Source organism: Ferruginibacter sp. (genome assembly GCF_014377975.1).
In the GTDB taxonomy this organism is placed as follows: domain Bacteria; phylum Bacteroidota; class Bacteroidia; order Chitinophagales; family Chitinophagaceae; genus Ferruginibacter.
The window spans coordinates 1-19,281 of the sequence record NZ_JACMOO010000027.1; the positions used below are offsets into that span (position 1 = coordinate 1).

General features: G+C 38.6%; 20 protein-coding genes. 8 read left to right on the forward strand and 12 right to left on the reverse strand.

What is annotated here, in order from left to right:
- The coding region (locus H7254_RS01805; RefSeq protein ID WP_301931355.1) for a ThuA domain-containing protein at positions 1-708 on the reverse strand (708 nt) is incomplete at its 3' end.
- 205 nt (positions 709-913) lie between these two features.
- On the opposite strand from H7254_RS01805, the gene H7254_RS01810 reads away from it, so the two are divergent.
- Positions 914-1,363, forward strand: a complete 450-nt coding sequence (locus H7254_RS01810; RefSeq protein ID WP_301931356.1) for a hypothetical protein — start codon at positions 914-916, stop codon at positions 1,361-1,363.
- 337 nt (positions 1,364-1,700) lie between these two features.
- On the opposite strand, the gene H7254_RS01815 is transcribed toward H7254_RS01810, so the two are convergent.
- The 4 genes from H7254_RS01815 to H7254_RS21390 form a co-directional block, all read right to left on the reverse strand.
- Entirely contained in the window at positions 1,701-2,720 is a 1,020-nt protein-coding gene (locus tag H7254_RS01815) for a hypothetical protein (RefSeq protein WP_301931357.1), read from the reverse strand.
- Positions 2,721-2,818: 98 nt separating this feature from the next.
- Positions 2,819-3,397 carry an O-methyltransferase gene (locus H7254_RS01820; protein WP_301931358.1) on the reverse strand — a complete coding sequence of 193 codons (579 nt, stop codon included), beginning with the start codon at positions 3,395-3,397 and terminating at the stop codon, positions 2,819-2,821.
- A 48-nt stretch (positions 3,398-3,445) separates the two neighbouring features.
- A complete protein-coding gene (locus H7254_RS01825; RefSeq protein WP_301931359.1) occupies positions 3,446-4,462 on the reverse strand; it encodes a DUF3500 domain-containing protein in 1,017 nt (338 codons plus the stop codon).
- 71 nt (positions 4,463-4,533) lie between these two features.
- Positions 4,534-4,749 (reverse strand): GNAT family N-acetyltransferase, encoded by a 216-nt coding sequence (locus tag H7254_RS21390; protein WP_367875410.1) that lies wholly within the window; start codon positions 4,747-4,749, stop codon positions 4,534-4,536.
- Positions 4,750-5,121: 372 nt separating this feature from the next.
- Here H7254_RS21390 and H7254_RS01830 point away from each other — a divergent pair, with 372 nt between their 5' ends.
- The gene (locus H7254_RS01830; RefSeq protein ID WP_301931360.1) at positions 5,122-5,310 is read left to right on the forward strand and encodes a hypothetical protein; all 189 of its coding nucleotides are present in this window, start codon (positions 5,122-5,124) and stop codon (positions 5,308-5,310) included.
- 245 nt (positions 5,311-5,555) lie between these two features.
- On the opposite strand, the gene H7254_RS01835 is transcribed toward H7254_RS01830, so the two are convergent.
- The 4 genes from H7254_RS01835 to H7254_RS01850 form a co-directional block, all read right to left on the reverse strand.
- On the reverse strand, positions 5,556-6,842 hold the full coding sequence (locus H7254_RS01835; RefSeq protein WP_301931361.1) for a radical SAM protein: 1,287 nt from the start codon (positions 6,840-6,842) through the stop codon (positions 5,556-5,558).
- Positions 6,843-6,899: 57 nt separating this feature from the next.
- Positions 6,900-7,508, reverse strand: coding sequence for a hypothetical protein (locus tag H7254_RS01840; RefSeq protein WP_301931362.1), 609 nt, complete (start codon positions 7,506-7,508; stop codon positions 6,900-6,902).
- Between the two features lie 166 nt (positions 7,509-7,674).
- A complete protein-coding gene (locus H7254_RS01845; protein ID WP_301931363.1) occupies positions 7,675-8,202 on the reverse strand; it encodes a hypothetical protein in 528 nt (175 codons plus the stop codon).
- A gap of 182 nt (positions 8,203-8,384) precedes the next feature.
- A complete protein-coding gene (locus tag H7254_RS01850; protein ID WP_301931364.1) occupies positions 8,385-9,431 on the reverse strand; it encodes an agmatinase family protein in 1,047 nt (348 codons plus the stop codon).
- 197 nt (positions 9,432-9,628) lie between these two features.
- Between H7254_RS01850 and H7254_RS01855 the strand changes: the two genes are divergently transcribed.
- On the forward strand, positions 9,629-10,051 hold the full coding sequence (locus H7254_RS01855; protein ID WP_301924317.1) for a cytochrome c maturation protein CcmE: 423 nt from the start codon (positions 9,629-9,631) through the stop codon (positions 10,049-10,051).
- A 146-nt stretch (positions 10,052-10,197) separates the two neighbouring features.
- The gene (gene ccsA, locus H7254_RS01860; RefSeq protein WP_301931365.1) at positions 10,198-12,714 is read left to right on the forward strand and encodes a cytochrome c biogenesis protein CcsA; all 2,517 of its coding nucleotides are present in this window, start codon (positions 10,198-10,200) and stop codon (positions 12,712-12,714) included.
- Between the two features lie 38 nt (positions 12,715-12,752).
- Here the strand turns inward: ccsA and H7254_RS01865 are convergent, their stop codons facing one another.
- Positions 12,753-12,983: a hypothetical protein gene (locus H7254_RS01865; RefSeq protein ID WP_301931366.1), complete on the reverse strand. Its 231-nt coding sequence runs from the start codon at positions 12,981-12,983 to the stop codon at positions 12,753-12,755.
- A gap of 27 nt (positions 12,984-13,010) precedes the next feature.
- Here H7254_RS01865 and H7254_RS01870 point away from each other — a divergent pair, with 27 nt between their 5' ends.
- The 4 genes from H7254_RS01870 to H7254_RS01885 all read left to right on the forward strand — a co-directional run bounded on the left by H7254_RS01870 (position 13,011) and on the right by H7254_RS01885 (position 15,954).
- A complete protein-coding gene (locus tag H7254_RS01870; RefSeq protein ID WP_301931367.1) occupies positions 13,011-13,523 on the forward strand; it encodes a hypothetical protein in 513 nt (170 codons plus the stop codon).
- Positions 13,524-13,867: 344 nt separating this feature from the next.
- A complete protein-coding gene (locus tag H7254_RS01875; protein WP_301931368.1) occupies positions 13,868-14,191 on the forward strand; it encodes a hypothetical protein in 324 nt (107 codons plus the stop codon).
- A gap of 369 nt (positions 14,192-14,560) precedes the next feature.
- Entirely contained in the window at positions 14,561-15,253 is a 693-nt protein-coding gene (locus H7254_RS01880; RefSeq protein WP_301931369.1) for a DUF1080 domain-containing protein, read from the forward strand.
- 446 nt (positions 15,254-15,699) lie between these two features.
- A complete protein-coding gene (locus H7254_RS01885; RefSeq protein WP_301931370.1) occupies positions 15,700-15,954 on the forward strand; it encodes a DUF4342 domain-containing protein in 255 nt (84 codons plus the stop codon).
- 152 nt (positions 15,955-16,106) lie between these two features.
- Here H7254_RS01885 and H7254_RS01890 read toward each other — a convergent pair whose 3' ends face one another.
- Both H7254_RS01890 and H7254_RS01895 read right to left on the reverse strand, forming a co-directional pair.
- Positions 16,107-17,390, reverse strand: a complete 1,284-nt coding sequence (locus H7254_RS01890) for a Xaa-Pro peptidase family protein (protein ID WP_301931371.1) — start codon at positions 17,388-17,390, stop codon at positions 16,107-16,109.
- Between the two features lie 487 nt (positions 17,391-17,877).
- On the reverse strand, positions 17,878-18,816 hold the full coding sequence (locus tag H7254_RS01895) for a YncE family protein (protein ID WP_301920891.1): 939 nt from the start codon (positions 18,814-18,816) through the stop codon (positions 17,878-17,880).
- Positions 18,817-19,281 lie beyond the last annotated feature (465 nt).

Genomic DNA, 19,281 nt, shown 5'->3' on the forward strand with positions numbered 1-19,281 from the left:
ATTGGTAAATAATTCCGGTGAATGACCCATAAATATATAAATGTTTCTGGCGGCATATTTTGTATTGCTCCATATTACCGGGTGATCGCCCATTTTAATTGCCGATGCAGGATTATAGGTTAATTCGTTAACACGTGCAATTACATGTACATTTTCCCGCGGACTTTTATCGTAGGTATACCATTCTTCTTTATCAATTGTAAACTGGCCGGGTATATTTTTCATACAAGGATGAAGGCTGTCTTCTACCTGCACAATACCATTTGCAAAACCAGGAATATAATTTGTAAAACGTATACCACCCATAAAATCGCGGAACCATGGCCATATAGAATATCCATCAAATTCGCCTAGTAAACTGGCATGGTGAAAACCAATCCATCCTCCTTTCCCTTGTTCAATATAGTTTTCAAAAGCCCCGACTGCTGCCGCTTTCCAGCCATAGGGCGGATAATCTAATTGAATAAATAACTGATACTTCGCCAGGTAATTTTCAGTAATTGAATCTGTATTGTTTATGTAGGTAACCGAAAAATTGCTGTCTGCCGCCAATTGGTTAAGCCACCGTTTTGCTTCCATGGAATAAGCAATATGGTGTCCACCATTTTCAAAAAGTACCAGTGCCTTAAACCGTGTACCCTGTTGATGGCCAAAGCTGGCTGCCGATAAAAAACATACGGCAATAAATATAAATAATGTACATCTCATAAATATTTTGTGCCGTATTAATTTTTTGAAAACGTGAATATAAGCATAACCGCTAAATACAGTCAGTGCAATATTACCGACTCATTTTTTGCAAAGCCTTAACAAAATAATTTGTTTTTTGAGCCTTATACAATTGTATTATTGCAAAATAATTACCCTGGGCTAACTAAATATTTAAATTATTAATAACCGTTTAAGAGTTAACATGAAAAAAATTATTGTATTATTTAGTATCCTTACTGTAATTGTATTTTCGGCAACAGCACAGGAGTATCAAAATGCCGTAGGTATCCGCCTTGGGCCAAATTCACCCGCCATTTCTCCAGGTTTTACCCTAAAACATTTTTTAAATGAAACCAGTGCTATAGAAGGTATTATAGGTATCAGCAATGGCCTTGGCTTGTGTGCTTTGTATGAGTGGCACCATCCCATTGAATCGGTAGATCACCTTCACTGGTTTGTTGGTGCGGGCGGTTATGCTGCCTTCCGGTATAGCACAACTTTTATTGGTGCAGCAGGTATTGCAGGGCTGGATTATAAATTTGACCAGGTACCCCTCAACATTTCTCTCGACTGGAAACCAGAATTAAACATCATTACCAATGTAGGTTTTGATGCCAGTGCTATAGGCGTTTCTGCAAGATTTACTTTTTAAAATAACTGCTGTTTTACAACAAACCGGGTTGCATGTACGGCACCCGGTTTGTTATTTTAAGTTACATCTCCGTAATATTTTTTTTGTGAGCCCGGCCAATACACAGCTATGTGAAACTTCATTGGCGTCGCACCATTGTACATTTTATCTTTTTGGTACTCTTTCCCAATTCGCTACTGTACTTTTTATTGAAATGTTTGGCGGAAATTTATCACTGGATATCAGTCTCTGTAGCATTAATCAAAATCAGTATTATCCGTGTTTCTATCATATCCCGCATGTCCTGTGTAATTATTAATATTGATTGCCTGTCATATACTACAATATCTGGCAAACCTTACATTCTGGCAAACGCAATATGGCCATCAGTTTCCCAGGCACAAAATATTTTATTATCTTTTGTGCTGATGGATTTTAAAAAAGCTCCTTTGCCAGCTTCCAGTATATCACCTTTATTGACGTCTTTTATTTTTAAGTTGTCGCCTTGCTGCCATGTAATAACCGGCTGGCGTGGGTTGGAGATACTACAGTTGCGTCCTGTTGCAATTTCAATTTCAGGCTCGCCTGGTTTTGAATAATATATTTTATCCTCCCTTCGCCAAACAGTGGTAACCTCATTTTTTTCACTTACTACTAACCCACCGCCATCCATGGGGCAGCCTTTTAATTTCCAGGTGCCGTTGCCCAATTTTACCGGTTGGTTAAATGTGTTGCCGCCATTATCCGATGATAATAAATAAAGGTCCCTGGAACCGTTTAACCAGTTTCTGAACTGAATGAATACTTTTGATCCGTTGACTGCAATGCTGGGTTTGCAACATTCGCACACCGTTTTATCCGGTGAAATATAGGCCATTTTATTGGCGGTCCAGGTGTGTCCCTGGCTGGTGGTTTTGGCAAAGCAAATCTTATTTTTTTTATCCGCCCGGGTGTCCAGCCATACCGCAAAAAAATTATCATTGTTATCCGCCGCAATATTCATTAATCCTTCGGGTGCGCTATTGGTAATATCGTTGGCCAGGCCGGTCTGCATCCATTTACCGGTGGCATGCGACAACTTAAAAATATGCACCGATCCTTTTTTATCGATGGCCGCAATCATGGAATAATTTTTTGAGCTGGCCAACTGCGGGCCTCTCGACATTCCAAGGTGCATGTCTTTTACCGTAGCAACCAATTGTATATCCGGGAATGACTGGCCATTGTCTTTTGAACTGGCACAGTATATTTTATCATCTTCTCCATACACCATTCTTATGATACCCGAATTGTCAATGCTAAGTTGTGGCTGTTGCCCGCTGAGCAGTTTATTTTGTTGTGCAAAAGTTGTGTTTATACAACTTATTAAAAATGTCAAAAGGATGATCTTATAAAAAGTTTTCATTCAACGCCGCTATTTGGAATTATAAATAATATAACCACTAAAAATTATTGCCACATGTAAAACAGGATGCATTATTTTTTTACTGCAATTATAATACCTGTTGCCCACACTTGTTTGGTAAGCAACAAATCGGGTTTGGCAGCCAAATCATTCACCAGCTTTACTGCCTTTTCCTGGTGGCCTTCCGGCCAGTTTGGTTGTGGCAGCATATCATCAATAATGTACAGTGCACCGGGGTTTAACATGGCCAGTACTTCATCCAGCATCAGGTATTTGCCGTGCCAGGTATCTGCAAAAATGTAATCAAATTTTTTATGTCTGTTGGTTTCTACCCATTGCCCGCCATCAGCAGTAATTAATTGCAGCCGGTGATCGTCTTTTAAAAAATTATCAGCGATGTTTAAAAACACCGGATCATTGTCAACTGAAATTAATGAAGATTGTTCATCCATTCCATCTAATATCCAGGACGTAGAAAGCCCGGTGCCTGTGCCCAGTTCCAGCATTTTACCTGCTGGTTTTGAAGCCGCCAGTGTACGCAATAATGAACAGGTTAATAGATCAGAGGCCATAGAAAATCCAGTAGCCGCTGTGGCTTCCATCATTGCATTATATACCTCTGGAAAAGACTGATTTATTTCTGCTGTCATACCTTTTAAAAAGAAATTTTAATTTTACTATGGAATGCTGACTAATATTTATTGATGGCTTTGCCTGTAATGTTCCAGCAATGGATCTCCGCCAAAATCAATTTTAAGATCTCTTACCACCGTATGAATATGGTTGGCGTTGTTTTGTGTATTATCGTATTCTATAATTATTGTAGGGCCTTGTATGCGGTAATAACAAGGCTTTCCAAAAATATGATCAGTATAACCTATCCAGGTAAACCATAGATTATCCAGCCCGGCTGTCTGAATTTCCTTCAGCATGGTTTCTGCAAACAGTGTAGTGTAACGATGCACATACAAATTTAGCAGTTGCAGCATACGCTGCTTATTGGCAGGGGATAGTTCTGAATAACGGATTCCTGCAGGCTGGTTAATCATCGCCTGCCGGTTATTTACAGTCACAACATCTTTTGGCACAATGGTATCAGTAAGCGCTTTTTTTAATTCCTCCGGTGATAAGGCTTGCACCAATGCAAACCCCTTGTCTGTTTCGTCTTTTAAAACCTCTTTTCCTTTTTGTTCACCACTTAATACAATGGCAGGATTATCGCCTATGAAACCGGGCGTAGCAGCTACCAATTGATTGTTGCTGGCAGAAAAATGAAAGGAAATGTGATGTCCTTCAAATCGCCAGCCCCAGGTATTACCAGCTGCAGGCACACCAAAAATGGTTACAAAATATTTAAGCGGATCACGGTAATGGCTCTCCGGCTTTTGATGTTCCAGTTCTTTCAACACATTATCGAGCAGCATAATTTCCTGCACCTTATTAACGGTTTCAGGGGTAAGGCAAGTCTTTAACAACGCTATGGCGGCTTCCCGCTGGGCAGGAGTAAGTTCATTAAAAGAAATTCCTTTACGGTCATCCTGCGGAACATAGTGAAAGCGGTAACGTTCTGTTGTATCAAATGGATACAAGGCTTTGGCACGTTGTGCAGTTTCCAGCATATTGAGGAAGGCATTGGCTTTGAAGACCAGATTCTGTGCACCAACGGATGCGATAGCAATAAAATAAATACAACCGATTAGTAAATAAAATTTCATATAACAAGCTTTTTGGTTGCTCCAAAGATAACTGAATAGCCGTCTCCTTTTTTGTTCACCGGGGTTTTATTTTACACCAGAAGCAAATTGCAGTTGATATCTGTTTCATCAATAGTGACATTCATTTTTTTGTAGAAATCAATGGCAGAAATATTCCATTTAGAACCCTGCCAGCGCAGTTTTTTACAATCGCTGTTTTTTAACCATGGAATTATTTTTTCTAAAAAAAATTTACCAATATCCTGTTTTCTGTAAACATCTTTACCATACAAATCATTTAAATAAATTGCCTTGCCGCTTCATGAATACTACGCAAAAAGAAGTGGGCAAAACCGATCTCTTTATTATGTGCCTTTGCTAACATCCATTGAAAAAGATTTCCTCTGGTTTTTATCGCATTCAAAGTAATGGTTACTTTTCAGACTTTTGTGGAAAGATGGAAAATTTTTTATCCGGCGTAAAGGCGTGCTAAGTATTATTCTCCGGCTTTTCTAAAAGTTACGTTCCTTTTTTTTATTTATTTGCAATGTATTACTGTATGCGCTTAAATCAGTTTATCACCTTCACCGAAAAAATTTAGCTTCTAACGCATTAAAAAAAACGCCGTTCAATTTAAACAAAGTAATTTTAGGGTATTAAAAATTTATAAAAAAAGTATTATGGAACATACAAAACACCTGGAAGAATTAAATAAGGAAACATTGGCCAAACTGGAAGAATATATGAAAACAAAAGGTACTGGCAGTACAGAGAATAATGAAAAAATAAGTACTGCAAAAGAAAAATGGCAGGCATCCTGGAATGAGTTTTTAGAAACGCTTTTGGTGCTGGAGAAATTAGAAATATGAGCTGTTTGTTTAGTAAAATTAGTTGTTAAGGTTTCCACAAGTGATGATTGTATTTGCAAAAATCCTTAACTTTATTTTTCATCAAATAAAAAGGAGGTATTCATGCAATCTACAGATCAATCATGGGCACCTTCGGTAACAGCGCGTTAACCGAATGTTCAACAAATAATCTGCCTGGCATAAATCGCCGGGAGGCCACCAGTTATCCTGGTGGCTTTTTATTAACCTATTTTTATTAAATAAAATCAATGAGCAAAATCTACTTCAAAATCTCCTTTAATTCTTTCAATTGAAGGATTAAAATAACCAAACTTTACATCAGGAAATTCTTCCCGTATCAGTTCCATCAGTTGCTTTACACCCATGCATTCCCCTGTTTCGGTAACACCAATTTTACCCAGGTACCAATCGGGATCAATATTAAAATTACGCCACTGTATCATGCAGAGGTCAGTTTCTTTTATCAGTTTTCTTAAGGCTTCATATTCTTCAATACTATCCGTCATACCAGGAAAAACAAAGTAATTTATGCTCGTCCAGCCACCATAACTACGCATTACTTTAAGGCTTTCAATTAAGTCGGCAAACACATAATTATTAGGGCGGTAGTAAGGCATGTAAACGCTTTCACGGGCCGAGTTGGTACTTACCCGCATACTGTTTAAACCCGCTTCGCACAAGGCTTTTACAGCATCGGGCTTGCTGCCGTTGGTATTAATATTGATGCTTCCTTTTTGGGTATGCTTTCGTATTTCAACAATACTGTCGCGGATGGTTTCCCACATCAGTAAAGGCTCGCCTTCACAGCCTTGCCCAAAGCTTATAATTGGAAATGGAGCGGTTTCCAAATGCGGTACGGTGAACTCTGTAATTTCTTCGGGCGTAGGCCTGAAGGTTAACCGGTCTTGCGTACTTACAATGGTTTCTTCTACCGGCTGAAAACTGATACAGCCAATGCAGTTGGCATTACAGGCGGGTGAAGAAGGGACAGGGCACTCCCATCTGCCCATGGCTAAATTTCTTGCGGCAGGACAATTATAGGTAAGACAACAATTTTCCATTAAATGTTTTACCAACCGGTTGTGTGGATAGGTTTTTAAGAGGTAGTCTGTACCGTTTGCGATCTCCGCTTCATCATAGCCTTCACATTCCTGGCGGATATCATTTTCTATGCGTACAGCAGGTACATAAAATTTATTATCCCACCAGCCGGCAGCCGTATAACAAAATAAGGGAAGTGTGGGCGCATCCTGCGCTGTTTCATAAGCTGCCATGTAAAGACCCGTGTGTGCAGGCGGAATAAAGGCTGCTACAGCCCATCCTTTTTCACACAACCGCATATCGCCGGTTTTTACATCAATGCCAATTCCTTTGCGGCCGGGTAGTTCATACAAATTACCGCCATCGGGTAATTCTATCCAGTCGCTTTCCTCAATGGGCAATGCATCCCAGCCACTGCGGCCAGTTACATAAAGTGATGTGTCTTCAAAGATGTTTCCGTCTCCATCGGAGTATAAAATGTAAGGAGTCATAATAATTGATAATTTTTTACTGGATAATTTTTCAGAACGGATAATATTCCTGGCTTACTAAACAGTACATTGGTGTTGTCTGCAAAATTCGTCAATTTGTTGCAGTTCCTCAATTTTTAAATTGGTACGTAGTTGAAACAGTATTTTTTTATGGCGGAAAGTTTCAATTAAAATACAATGGTATTTTGGAATTACCATTTTTATATCCTGCCAGCTAATTTCCGCATCTGCTACAAAATTAGGAATAGTAATACCTGTTCGGCTAATATCAACCGCTTCTGAATGCAATATCCGGTATTCCCTAAAAAAAATAAGTGCATATCCCGAGAATAATAAAAAATGTACTGTACCTAAAAAAGTATGTCCATCACTGATTAGCAAAAGGCCAATGCCCATCAGGGTCATCATTTCAATAAAGCGAAAAATACAATTTACCTGTGTTGCATCCCTGAGTACACCAATGGCTACAAAAAACAAAAGCAGGTATACATCCGCTGCAATCAGCAACTGGCAATAACAGATTATTTTACTGGCATGATGAATATTAAAATGATGCAGGCCATTGATCAATATAACAGAGGCTGCAATAAAATGCAGTATGGGTGCCGAACGCTTCAGTAATTCAAAAGGAGGATGAATTACCGGCAGGGAGTAATGGGCTGGCATAGCGGTAGTTTTTGGTACAGATGCCAACGGGTAAAAATTCCATAAATAAAATAATAATAAAGATGGCGAAGTAATGGCTGAAACAGTATGTTGACTCTTACTGCAAGTTGCCCCAACCGCTGGCCCGTTTTATAACCATCGCCGGGATCACTACATTTTTACAAAATCAAATACCAATAAAACCACTACAAAAAATATTAAAGCTATACTCATCTACGGTAAGGCTGTCGTCTGCAATGGTAAGTTGCAGTAATTTATTATTGGTAAAATCCAGCGTAAGCAGGTTATCTTTTAAAACAATATTGTTGAATTCATCCCAGTTGTGATCGGTATTGCCAAATGCTTTTATGATATGTACCCCTTCGGAATTTACATTTACCACCGGAACCTGGTATATTTTTTTTACCAGCAAGCCATATAAAATCAACAAGGCCGCAAAGGGAATAAAAAGTGTGGCAATAAACACCATCAACGCGGCTAAGCCTAACAACAAGGCAGTAGAAATTTTATATTGTACCAACAACCGGCTTGCAAAAAATGCTGCAATAAATAATATGATTGATGCCAGAATATTAATGTAATAATAAGCGTGGCCATGGTATAACAAAGATGCAATACCCGAAAGTGCCAGCAAACTTCTTGTTACTACAATATTAATATCAGTGCCGGTATCTTTTATAGTGAATGTGTACATAATTCATTTCCTGTATAGTGTCTCAACCATTTTAATGAACACAAAAACCAAACAGTAAAGCAATTATCCAGGGCGTTTTTCTCCTGACTATTTTACTACAAATCAGCGTTAGGTTGTGCTTAAAATAACCGTTTCGATGATTAACCCTTGGAATAAATCATAATTCGTGTAATAAATAAACATTATGCGGGATTAGAAACAACTAGCATGCTGCACAATTTAAACAGGCATCTTGCACCAACATTTTCATCCCATTCGTTGTGGCTTACCCCTACCTCATTTAAATCGAAGCCTACTATTTTGCGACCGCTTTGCATTAATAATTTAAATAAGTAAAATAGTTGCTCGGTTTCAAAACCACCTTGTACAGGCGTACCGGTATGCGGACATAATTTTGGATCCAGTCCGTCAATATCAAAACTGATGAACACTATTTGCGGTAACCGGCTGATTATTTCCCTGGCAATAACCTGCCAGGTTTGCCCTTCATACTGGCGCTCCCGGATGTCTTTATCAAAATAAGTAATCACTCTTTGCTTGTTGGCCTCAATATAATCCCATTCTTCCTCACAATAATCTCTTATCCCCACCTGTACTAATTTAGTCAACTGCGGAATTTCTTCCAATGCATTGTACATGATGGACGCATGTGAGTAATTGAAATTCTCATACGCTTTTCTAAGATCGCAATGTGCATCAATTTGTAAAATGCCAAAATCACCATGCTTTTCGGCAATGGCTTTAAAAAATCCCAGGGGAGTACTATGGTCGCCTCCCAGTAATCCAACTAATTTTCCTGCATTCAACAGGTCTTTCGTTTGTTCAAATACCCAGTCGTTTAAAAAAATACTTCCCGCATTTACTTCCTTCAGTGTTTTGCACATAAACTTGTTATCCTTCACCTCTTCACCTTCGGCTATGTAATTAATATATAATTCGGCCTCTTTACGCAGGTAGTCGCTCTTCATCAATATCTTTTTATCGCAGGGACGCATAAAAAACCCCTGCTTCCAGGCATCTTTCAATTCAGGGTCAAAAATATCTACCTGCAGACTTGCTTTAAACACATGCTCCGGAGCCCTTGCTGTACCAGCATTGTAGCTTACGGTAACTTCCCATGGAATGGGTACTATTATCAGGCGGGCTTCTTCTTCTTTAAAGGGTAAACCAAAAATATTGTTGTTCGGGTTGCCAACCGAATTGGGATCAAACTGAGAAAGGTCTGTCATTACAAAAGATTAATTAATTTATTTTGCCATTTATACACATGCAAAACGGTAGCAAAGATAGCAGATGGCCAACAAAAGAAAACGGATATTGTTAAAAGATATGCACCGGAATATGGCTGTATTATGATAGTTGTCATCGATATTATTAAATAAATAACAGACGTTTTGCGTTACCTTTGCGGCGTCAAATTATAGTTATGAAAAAAACACACATCGTTCTTTTAGTTGTTATTGCCATCGCCATCGGAACACTGATTATGCTCTCCGTTGATTTTTCAACTTATGACACCGTTGCTTCTGCCCGGCAGAAACAAGGAAAATTTGTGCACCTGATTGCCCGGTTAGACAGAACCATTCCACTGGACTATGATCCTGCAAAAAATCCGAATTACCTTTCCTTTATAGCCAAAGACAGTCTGGGTAATGCTACAAAAGTAGTATACCACAATACCAAACCGGCAGAGCTGGAACAAAGTGAAAGAATAGTGTTGAAAGGCAAAATGCAGGGTGATGTTTTTGAATGCAGCGACATCTTATTAAAATGTCCCAGCAAATACAAAGATGATAAAAAAGTGTTGGAACAAACGGTTGAAGAGAAAACGATTGTGGAAAGCAAATAAGTTTTGAGTTATGAATTTTGAATCATACGTTATTAAAACTTTGTCGTTTTGAGTCATCTCTCTTCAATTATTAATTTTTAATTGTTAATTATTCATTAATAATTCTTCCAGCCCTCTCTTTAAAAAATATATATTAAAAAAAGCCCATGCAATTTGAAGGAGAACATTTGTGGATTGGAACCTTAGGTCATAGTTTAATACTAGTTGCTTTTACAGCCTCGCTGCTTGCCACCATTTCCTATGCCATTGCTGCTACAAAAAAAGATGCAGGCGAAAAATTATCGTGGATCAAATATGCCAGGATAAGTTTTTTTATACAATGTGCCGCCGTGTTTGCTGTATTCAGCTGCATTTTTTACATCTGTTCGCATCATTATCTGGAATACCTGTATGCTTACAAACACACTTCCAAAGAACTGGAATATAAATACTTGCTGGCATGTATCTGGGAAGACCAGAGCGGTAGTTTTTTATTATGGTCCATCTGGCATTGTGTGCTGGGTATAATTCTTATCAACAAAACAAAAGACTGGGAAGCACCTGTGATGTCGGTGGTAAGTCTGGCACAGGTATTTTTAGCCATGATGATTATGGGATTGTACATCCTGGGTACCAAGTTTGGTAATAGTCCGTTTGTATTAACGAGGAACGAAATCAACGGCCCCATTTTTGGACGGTCTGATTATTTAAGTTTAATAAAAGACGGCGTTGGCTTAAATGTTTTATTGCGCAACTACTGGATGGTAATACATCCGCCCATATTATTTTTGGGCTTTGCCTCTACCATTGTGCCTTTTGCCTTTGCCTATGCGGGACTGCAAACAAAACGTTTTGGTGATTGGGTAAAGCCCGCACTACCCTACGCATTATTTAGCGCCGCAGTGCTGGGTGTGGGTATTATGATGGGTGGAAAATGGGCCTATGAATCTTTATCGTTTGGTGGTTACTGGGCATGGGACCCTGTTGAAAATGCATCCTTAGTTCCCTGGCTGATATTAATTGCCGGGCTGCACACCATGGTGGTGTATAAGGCTACCGGGCATTCCCTCAGGGCTAGTTATTTATTTGCGATACTCACTTTTGTTTTTGTTTTATACAGTACTTTTTTAACCAGAACGGGTATTTTGGGCGATACCTCCGTACATGCTTTTACTGAAGCAGGCAGGGCCATGAATATTTTAATTTTTTCCTTTCTCGCTATATTTACTGTATCGTCGCTTACATTGTTCTTTATCAATTTCAAAAAAATTCCGGCAATACATACCGAAGAGGCTACCAGTTCCCGTGAATTCTGGATGTTTATTGGTTCACTGGTTTTCTTTTTATCTGCGTTATTTATTATTGCCAAAACATCTACACCGGTTATCAATTCAGTGTTCGGCACCAAAATGGCACCGCCCGAAGATGTAGAATTTTCCTATAACAAGGTGATGGTGCTGGTAGCCGTTATCATTGGTTTGTTAAGCGCTGTCACACAGTATTTAAAATATAAAAAAACCCCTACGGCCTACACGGTTAAAAAGCTTGCAGTGCCAACATTGATTGCTGTAATTATCACTGCTTTGCTGGCGGTATTTTACCCGCTCACCTATTACAAACAGGGCCCAGGCTTTTTAATTGCTTTGTACATTGCATTATTTGCATCTATCTATTCAGTAATATCCAACGCAGGATATATCTGGAGCGGATTAAACGGTAAACTAAAAGGTGCGGGTGCTTCCATTGCACATTTGGGATTTACTTTAATGATTGCAGGAATGCTTATTTCTGCAGGAAATAAAGAAGTGATCAGTACAGAAAAATTTAAAGATTTTAATATCCCCATGGGCATTGATCCGCTCACCAAACAACAGGATGTTGCTGCCGAAAATATTAACCTCATAAAACAGGTTCCAAAAAAAATGGGACCCTACGATGTTACTTTTTTAAATGATAGTGCGGGCCTTGAAACCGGTAAACGCTTTTATCATTTATTGTTTCAGCGTATAGATGCCGCTACCAAAAAAGTTACAGAATCATTTATATTGAGTCCGGATGTTTACCTCATGAAAAATAACAACATGAGCAGTAACCCTGATACAAAAAATTATTTATCGCATGATGTATTTACTTATATTTCGTATGCGTTAAATCCTGACAGGGAGAAAGATACCAGTTCTTTTAAAATACATGAGATTGCCATTGGCGATACCATTTTTTATTCAAAAGGCTTTATGGTACTGAATGACGTGATTAAAAATCCGCCAACCAATAAATTTAAAATACCGCTTACCGGTCCTGCAGTTACGGCCAACCTTATTATTACAGACAACGACAAAGAACATTACAGGGCAGCCCCTATGATACTGATAGACAGTATGGGCATTAAGCAGGTGGATGATACCGTGTATGCACAAAACCTGTACATAAAATTTGCAGGGGTAAGCAGTGACCAAAAAAAGATAAAAATCGGTGTAAAAGAATCGGATAAGATGATTGATTTTGTAACCTTGAAAGCCTATATTTTTCCTTATATAAATTTAGTGTGGATTGGTTTGGTTGTAATGGCCATTGGCCTGATCATGAGCATGATCCGCAGGGCAAATATTTCTTCCAAAGCAGGTATCACTGTACTTTTGCTGGTTTCGGCCGGATTATTTTATATGTTTTTACTGGCGAATTAATAGTAATAAGAAACGCAAATTGGGCTGATCTTAACAGATTAAACGGGTTTTATTGTCCAGGCAAAGAGCATCTTTGTGGCGTATTTTGGGTGGCCTGTCCACCGCAGACCGCATGCTTCTATAAATTTTATTGTCAACTTTACCTTGTTACAGATTGCCCATATTATCTGCACAGTTTCGAAGAGCAGGTTATTTTTGATGTATTGAAGTAATGCTTTATTTTTATTGGTAGCAACATAAGAGTTGGCGGGAATGGTACTTGACGACATAGACTAACAATTTAACATTATTACCAAATGGACAGCGAGATTCTATTTTCTGAAAAACAAAAATTTTCGCAATGGTGGCTTTGGCTAATTTTAATTGCAGTAAACGGACTAATTTTATTTGGAATTTTTAAACAAGTCATAGGCGGACAACAATTTGGTGACAAGCCTATGAGCAATTTAGGACTCCTGCTAACAGAAGCACTTATTTTAATTCTTACAATTTTGTGCATTAATTTCCAACTCGAAACTCGAATTACAAAAGACGGAGTTTATGTCAGATTTTTCCCCTTTCATTTTTCGTTCAAATATTATGGTTGGAACAAAATATCAAAATCATTCACCAGACAATACAATCCAATTACTGAATATGGTGGTTGGGGTTTACGGCTGGAAATTTTGGGGAGTGGAAAAGCATTTAATGTTTCAGGTGACAAAGGTTTGCAACTTGAATTTATCGACAAGAAAAAATTATTAATTGGCACGCACAAAGTAGAAGAATTAACAGAAACACTTAACAAAATTGGACAATTTAAAAAGTGACGAGAAAACCACTACTGCCAGTCGGATAAGCAAGGGGATTTTTAATTCCAAACTCCGCAAAAAACCCTGCATGCCTCCTGATTCATACGGTTCTTCACGTGTTGTAAACTTAATCAAGAATTACTTTAATCTTACTTTGTAAATGCCATTAATTTGACGACACTATAAAGCTAACACTTACTCACACTATGGTTTCCCAGTTAACAGGTATTAGACATGTTGCCTATCGTTACTAATCCCCGCATTAGAGTAATCATTCTAAAATAATCTATCGCACGGTATTATTTCTGGTGCCCTGATTCATTCAAATGCCACCTTTTACCGGTTTTTATTGTCAGATGTTTATGAAACGTAGGCTTTTATATTATACAATCCTTTTAGGATACATACTTTTAAATTCTGCATGTAAAAAAGACCTGCCTGCCTTTAATGGTACTGCTATTATTATTGGGGGCGATGTTAGGGTGGGCCCTTGTGAGGGAGGAACATTTATCGAGCTTGACGGTCATCCAAATCCCGGCTCGCAAAATGCGTATTTCCATATTGGTACAAGACCTGCTGATTTTAATATGACAAATGATAGCTTACCCCTGAAAGTAAGAATTGCCTACACGATTGGAGGAATTTGCGGAACTGTTAATATCACAAGGATAGAGAGAATTAAATAAAACCCAACAATCAACATTCTTAAAAAAGTTTCACACCAATAGCAAAACTTACAAAAGTAAAATTGTACTTTTTTGCCGGCTATGGCTAGCCCCGTCAACCTCAGGATGGCAAATGAAAATTCTATTTTTATACAACTTCTCCGCAACACCTCCCTTTGATATATATATAGTTTTGAAACTAAATATACTAACCAATAATCTTCAATTTTAAAAATGCTGACACCGCAACGAATAAAAAAACATTACCGGATTCCACATTAAAACAATATCCCTACATTTGGAAAATAGCATTTTGATTGTAGCTGTTTACCAACATCAGTCAAAATTATTTGTCCGTTTAAAACAGTAACTCATTTTTAAAAATACAACATGAAAAAAATTACCCTGTTTGCGTTTGGATTTTTTTGTATTTGTGTATTGCCCTGCCTGGGGCAGGATACGGCCTACATACATCCCAACACCGGAGAAAAAGGCTGGACAAATGTTTTTGAAAAAAATCTTTCCAATGCCATTTTTCCGGCAGGTGTGTGGAAAGATTCAGCCGGCATCTTCACTGCTTCAAAAGATGAAGCACTTTGGAGTAATGACCAATATGATGATTTTGCAGTTGATCTTGATTTTCAAACTGCCGACGGAACCAACAGTGGTGTGATTGTACATGCCACCGACCTTGCAGACTGGATACCACATTCAGTAGAAATACAAATTGCCGATGACTATTCAAAGGAATGGAGTAATGTTTCACCCACCTGGCAATGTGCGGCTGTGTTTGGCCATAAGGCTGCCACAAATAAATCGCTGAAGCATCCGGGTGAATGGAACCATTTTACCATCACCTGCCGCGGTAAAATGATATGGATCGTTTTAAATGGTGTATTGGTAAATGAATGTAATATGGGTCTTTATACATCGGCCAAAACCAATCCTGATGGATCGGAAATACCGGCATGGTTAAGCAACCCGATGGCTATACTGCCACTGCATGGCCACATTGGTTTCCAGGGCAAACATGCCGGGGCGCCTATTTATTTTAAAAATATAAAAGTTAAAAAACTAAGTTAGAAAGATGTTGTTTTAAAATTTATTTGTTATAACACAACAACAAATTGCAGGCTTACAACCCAAAATATTATTTATTACATACATTTTTGTTTTCGTTGTCAGCAGCTGTCTATACTCGATTTTTGGCATGGCTTATATCTTAAGCCGTGGCCGGTGGGGATCCTGGCCACGGCGGTTAGCCGGGGTTGGGGTCCACCAACATCAAGATGGTAAATGAAAATTCTATTTTAGACTGCTTCCTGGTATTATGCTAAATAATTCTTAAAAAATGCTTTTCTTTTTTAAATGTGATGATTATTTATTGTAGGTTTATCCATAAATATACACCCTGTTTACAATATTTTTTGATGAAAGAAAGGTTGGATGATTGCATTGATTTTTTCATCAGCGACCGTGATTTTTTACACGAACTTTAATAAATAATTTTAAACAAAAAGGAGATTATTATGGCAACCAAGTTTAATGAAACCTTTATGGTGAAAGGTGAACAGCTACTCAAAAAGATTGAGGACCTGATAGAAGAAGGAAATGTAAGAAAAATTTCCATCCACGATAAAACCGGAAAAGAAGTCATGTCTTTTCCGCTTGCTATTGGTGTGGTTGGCGCTGTACTGGCTCCGGTACTTGCTGCTGTGGGGGCATTAGCCGCGTTAATTGGTGAATGCAGCATTTCAGTTGAGAGAGAAGAATCAGTACCGTAAAAAAATAAATCACTCACTCCAGATTGAATAGTTATTGTGGTTAAAAGAAATAAAATTTCCATCAACCACAACAAATAAAAAAAAATTTTATAGTCAGCATGTTTTGGCGTTTGCAAATGATGACCTTCAATAAACATCGTTGTTATTATCCATTAAGCAAATGGTTCATGAATAGATTTGCTGGGCAAAGAAAACCATTTTGGGCCTTCGGCAGTCATGTATGCACAATCTTCCAACCGTATACCAAATTCACCTGGAATTGAAATTGTAGGTTCCACACTAAAACACATTCCCGGTTGCAAAAGCTGTTGGTTTCCTTTTACCATATTGCCCCACTCATGCCCATCCATACCAATACCATGGCCGGTACGATGTGGCAATCCTGGCAATGTATAACCTGGCCCAAAACCTGCATCTGTCAGCACTTTACGGGCAGCAGCGTCTACCCTTTCGCAAGCCATACCCAATTTTGCAGCAGCAAATCCTGCTGCCTGCGATTGTTGTTCAAGGTTCCATATTTCTATTTGTCTTTTGGCAGGTTCATCCCCAAATACAATGGTACGGGTAATGTCGGAGGTATAGCCTTCCACCTTGCAGCCACTATCCACTAAAACTATATCACCTTTCTTTAATTTTTGTGGTTGGCGGCTACCGTGCGGAAAAGCAGAAGCCGCTCCAAAAAGTACCAGCGCATCACCTGAAACATTGCCCAATGTATGATAGGCTGTAGCCACCACAGCCGATAGTTCTGCCGGCGTCATACCCTCCCGTAACTGATTGAAGGATGCTTTGATGACCGCAATAGTAATATCATTTGCCTGTTGCATCAGGGCAATTTCTGCCGATGATTTTATCATGCGGCACGGCATCGTAACTGTATCGCCACTTACAAAATTTAACTGCGGCGCTTCTTTTCTTATCCCATCCATGATAAAAAACCGAACCCTTTCCTCTATACCGATATTACCGGAACCAATGCCTGCATCCTTTAAAATACCTGTTATTACTTTATACGGACTTTCATCTTCTTGCCAGGGCCGTACTTCGTTGCCGATAGTAACCAATTCCCGAAACCTGGCTTCTTCAAAGCCAGGGCAAACATAGGTCACCTTTCCTTTTGCTGGAATGATGGCAACCATAGTCCGTTCACTGGGCCACCAGGTAATACCGGTAAAATATTCAAGGCTTGTACCTGACTCCAGTACCAATGCCCCCATTTTTTGTTCTGTGAGTAACCGTTGTGCTTTTTCTATCCGTGCTTCTCTTTCTTTTATTGTGATGGGCACTACACCTCCCCTGATGGGTGGCTGTTTATCTTCCGTAGATTTTATTTCTTTTACTGTATTGCCGGTGGTAAAGGAACTCATTCCTGCAACCACCCCTGTGCCAACTAACCTGGCAGAAAGGTTTATAAAATTTCTTCTTTTTAATATCATAAAATATAGTGTTGATAAAAGAATGCGCCCAATTATCTGAAGATAGTATTTTTATTGTTTGAATGTATTTACACAGAAAATGAATAACCATTTTCAGTTTCATTTTAGACTAAGCATACTTTTGATTACAGGCCAAAGAAAGCATTTATACAATACATTTTTTTAAAACAAAGACAGGCCGTTTATGTATTTTATACGGAGTAGTAAAAAGTGTACAAATAATTTTTCTATCTTTTAACCTTCTTGTTTTTAAACCAGGCAAATTTATAAAAAATGACATTTGTTGCAATTTTGGTTCCATGGCTTTCATTTTTTTTAAGAGGCAGAATTTTTACCGGCATTATTTGCCTGTTGCTTCAATTAACCATTATTGGCTGGATACCGCTGCAATCTGGGCTGTTATTTCACTTAATGATGCAAGAGCCAACAGGCGTACAAAAAAAATTATCACGGCTATTAAACAAAGCCGCTGACCGTTATTTTAACTTTACCGCTTCAATATCCAGATGGTATTAATATCATGGGCCGTTACCCATATAAAATGATTGGTTACCCTGACTGCGCCGCTTCCGGCTAAAGGATTGTAAATGGTTTCTACTACATTCGTTACAGGATTAATGGTCTGCAACAAACGGCCATATTTTGCACGAACCCAAATACGGCCTGCGCCTGTTGTAATGTCGCCACCTGTTCCCGGAACTTTGGTATCAATTTCCGAAATAACTTCGTTGAGCAACGGATCAATATGACTCACGGTGCCATCACTTTGATTAAAGGTCCAGATTCCATTTTCGCCCGCAGCAAGAAACCTGGGTGCTTTGCCAACGGGGATAGTTGCTGTTACTGCATTCTTTTTAGGGTCAATCCGCTGAACCGAATTGGCATTGGTATTGGTAATCCATACTCCATTATAATCATACACCGCACAATAGGAATTGGGCAATACCGCTATCCTTGCCACAACAGTATTTGTCGCTGGATTTATTCGTGATAAAACACCGGCGCTATCTGATAAAATCCATACAGCGCTATCACCAACAGCCAGACTTATTTCACCCGCTCTATCCGCAATTCCACAATGTATTTTACAGATAATTTTTCCTGTTTTATTATCAATCCTGTAAACCGATTGCAGGCTGCAGCTTGCCACCCATACTGCATTAAAGCCCACAACCAATGCGCCGCATGCATCCGGAATATAAACAGTTAGAACCGGTTGTTTGCTTTTGACTGAAAGTTTCTCCACCCGGCCGGTATTTAAAATCCATACATCGTCTCCATCGGCAGCTAAAAAATCGGGAGATCCTTTTAATTTTTTTGTTGTAAAGGCTGCCTTTGAAATAGACAATTCTTCAGGAGCAGGATGCTGTGAAAAAACCAGGAAAGGGAGAAACAAAAAGGTAAAAAGAACAGATACTTTCATCATAAGAAATAAATAAAATAATGGTGAGCAAAGCTAATCTGCCGGTAAAATGATCATTTATAATTTTGGAAAGCCCCGTTATTTTTTTATACGTTGAAGATAAGATTTTTAGCCATCGGATACACAACCCCTTATAATTTTTAAGGGTTAAAAATATTAGGCAGCAACCTATCTAAAACTTGTATAAATAAGAAGCTGCCCAAACATTGCTTTTGAGACAGCTTCTTTCCTCCTATAATCAACGCCGGTTAAAAATTTGGTTATTGATGGGCAACCTGCATTTTTTCTGATGCTTCCGGCGCAATATACTCCCGCATATCTTACCCATATTTCATTGTATTTAGCTCCTGAAAATATTTATACCCATTAACCTGTGTTTTAAAATAATATCGTTCCATGTCAGCTATAGATGTGAGGTTATTGTATACAAAATAGATCGACTGTCCCTGCTTATTAAAATATTATTGC

Coding starts and splice junctions, on each gene's coding strand:
- H7254_RS01895 (WP_301920891.1), bottom strand. CDS start 18,816: ATGATGAAAGTATCTGTTCTTTTTACCTTTTTGTTTCTCCCTTTCCTG.
- H7254_RS01850 (WP_301931364.1), bottom strand. CDS start 9,431: ATGACAGACCTTTCTCAGTTTGATCCCAATTCGGTTGGCAACCCGAAC.
- H7254_RS01865 (WP_301931366.1), bottom strand. CDS start 12,983: ATGTCGTCAAGTACCATTCCCGCCAACTCTTATGTTGCTACCAATAAA.
- H7254_RS01825 (WP_301931359.1), bottom strand. CDS start 4,462: ATGAAATTTTATTTACTAATCGGTTGTATTTATTTTATTGCTATCGCA.
- H7254_RS01840 (WP_301931362.1), bottom strand. CDS start 7,508: ATGCCAGCCCATTACTCCCTGCCGGTAATTCATCCTCCTTTTGAATTA.
- H7254_RS01890 (WP_301931371.1), bottom strand. CDS start 17,390: ATGATATTAAAAAGAAGAAATTTTATAAACCTTTCTGCCAGGTTAGTT.
- H7254_RS01875 (WP_301931368.1), top strand. CDS start 13,868: ATGAAACGTAGGCTTTTATATTATACAATCCTTTTAGGATACATACTT.
- H7254_RS01845 (WP_301931363.1), bottom strand. CDS start 8,202: ATGTACACATTCACTATAAAAGATACCGGCACTGATATTAATATTGTA.
- H7254_RS01830 (WP_301931360.1), top strand. CDS start 5,122: ATGGAACATACAAAACACCTGGAAGAATTAAATAAGGAAACATTGGCC.
- H7254_RS01820 (WP_301931358.1), bottom strand. CDS start 3,397: ATGACAGCAGAAATAAATCAGTCTTTTCCAGAGGTATATAATGCAATG.
- ccsA (WP_301931365.1), top strand. CDS start 10,198: ATGCAATTTGAAGGAGAACATTTGTGGATTGGAACCTTAGGTCATAGT.
- H7254_RS01880 (WP_301931369.1), top strand. CDS start 14,561: ATGAAAAAAATTACCCTGTTTGCGTTTGGATTTTTTTGTATTTGTGTA.
- H7254_RS01885 (WP_301931370.1), top strand. CDS start 15,700: ATGGCAACCAAGTTTAATGAAACCTTTATGGTGAAAGGTGAACAGCTA.
- H7254_RS01855 (WP_301924317.1), top strand. CDS start 9,629: ATGAAAAAAACACACATCGTTCTTTTAGTTGTTATTGCCATCGCCATC.
- H7254_RS01835 (WP_301931361.1), bottom strand. CDS start 6,842: ATGACTCCTTACATTTTATACTCCGATGGAGACGGAAACATCTTTGAA.
- H7254_RS01870 (WP_301931367.1), top strand. CDS start 13,011: ATGGACAGCGAGATTCTATTTTCTGAAAAACAAAAATTTTCGCAATGG.
- H7254_RS01810 (WP_301931356.1), top strand. CDS start 914: ATGAAAAAAATTATTGTATTATTTAGTATCCTTACTGTAATTGTATTT.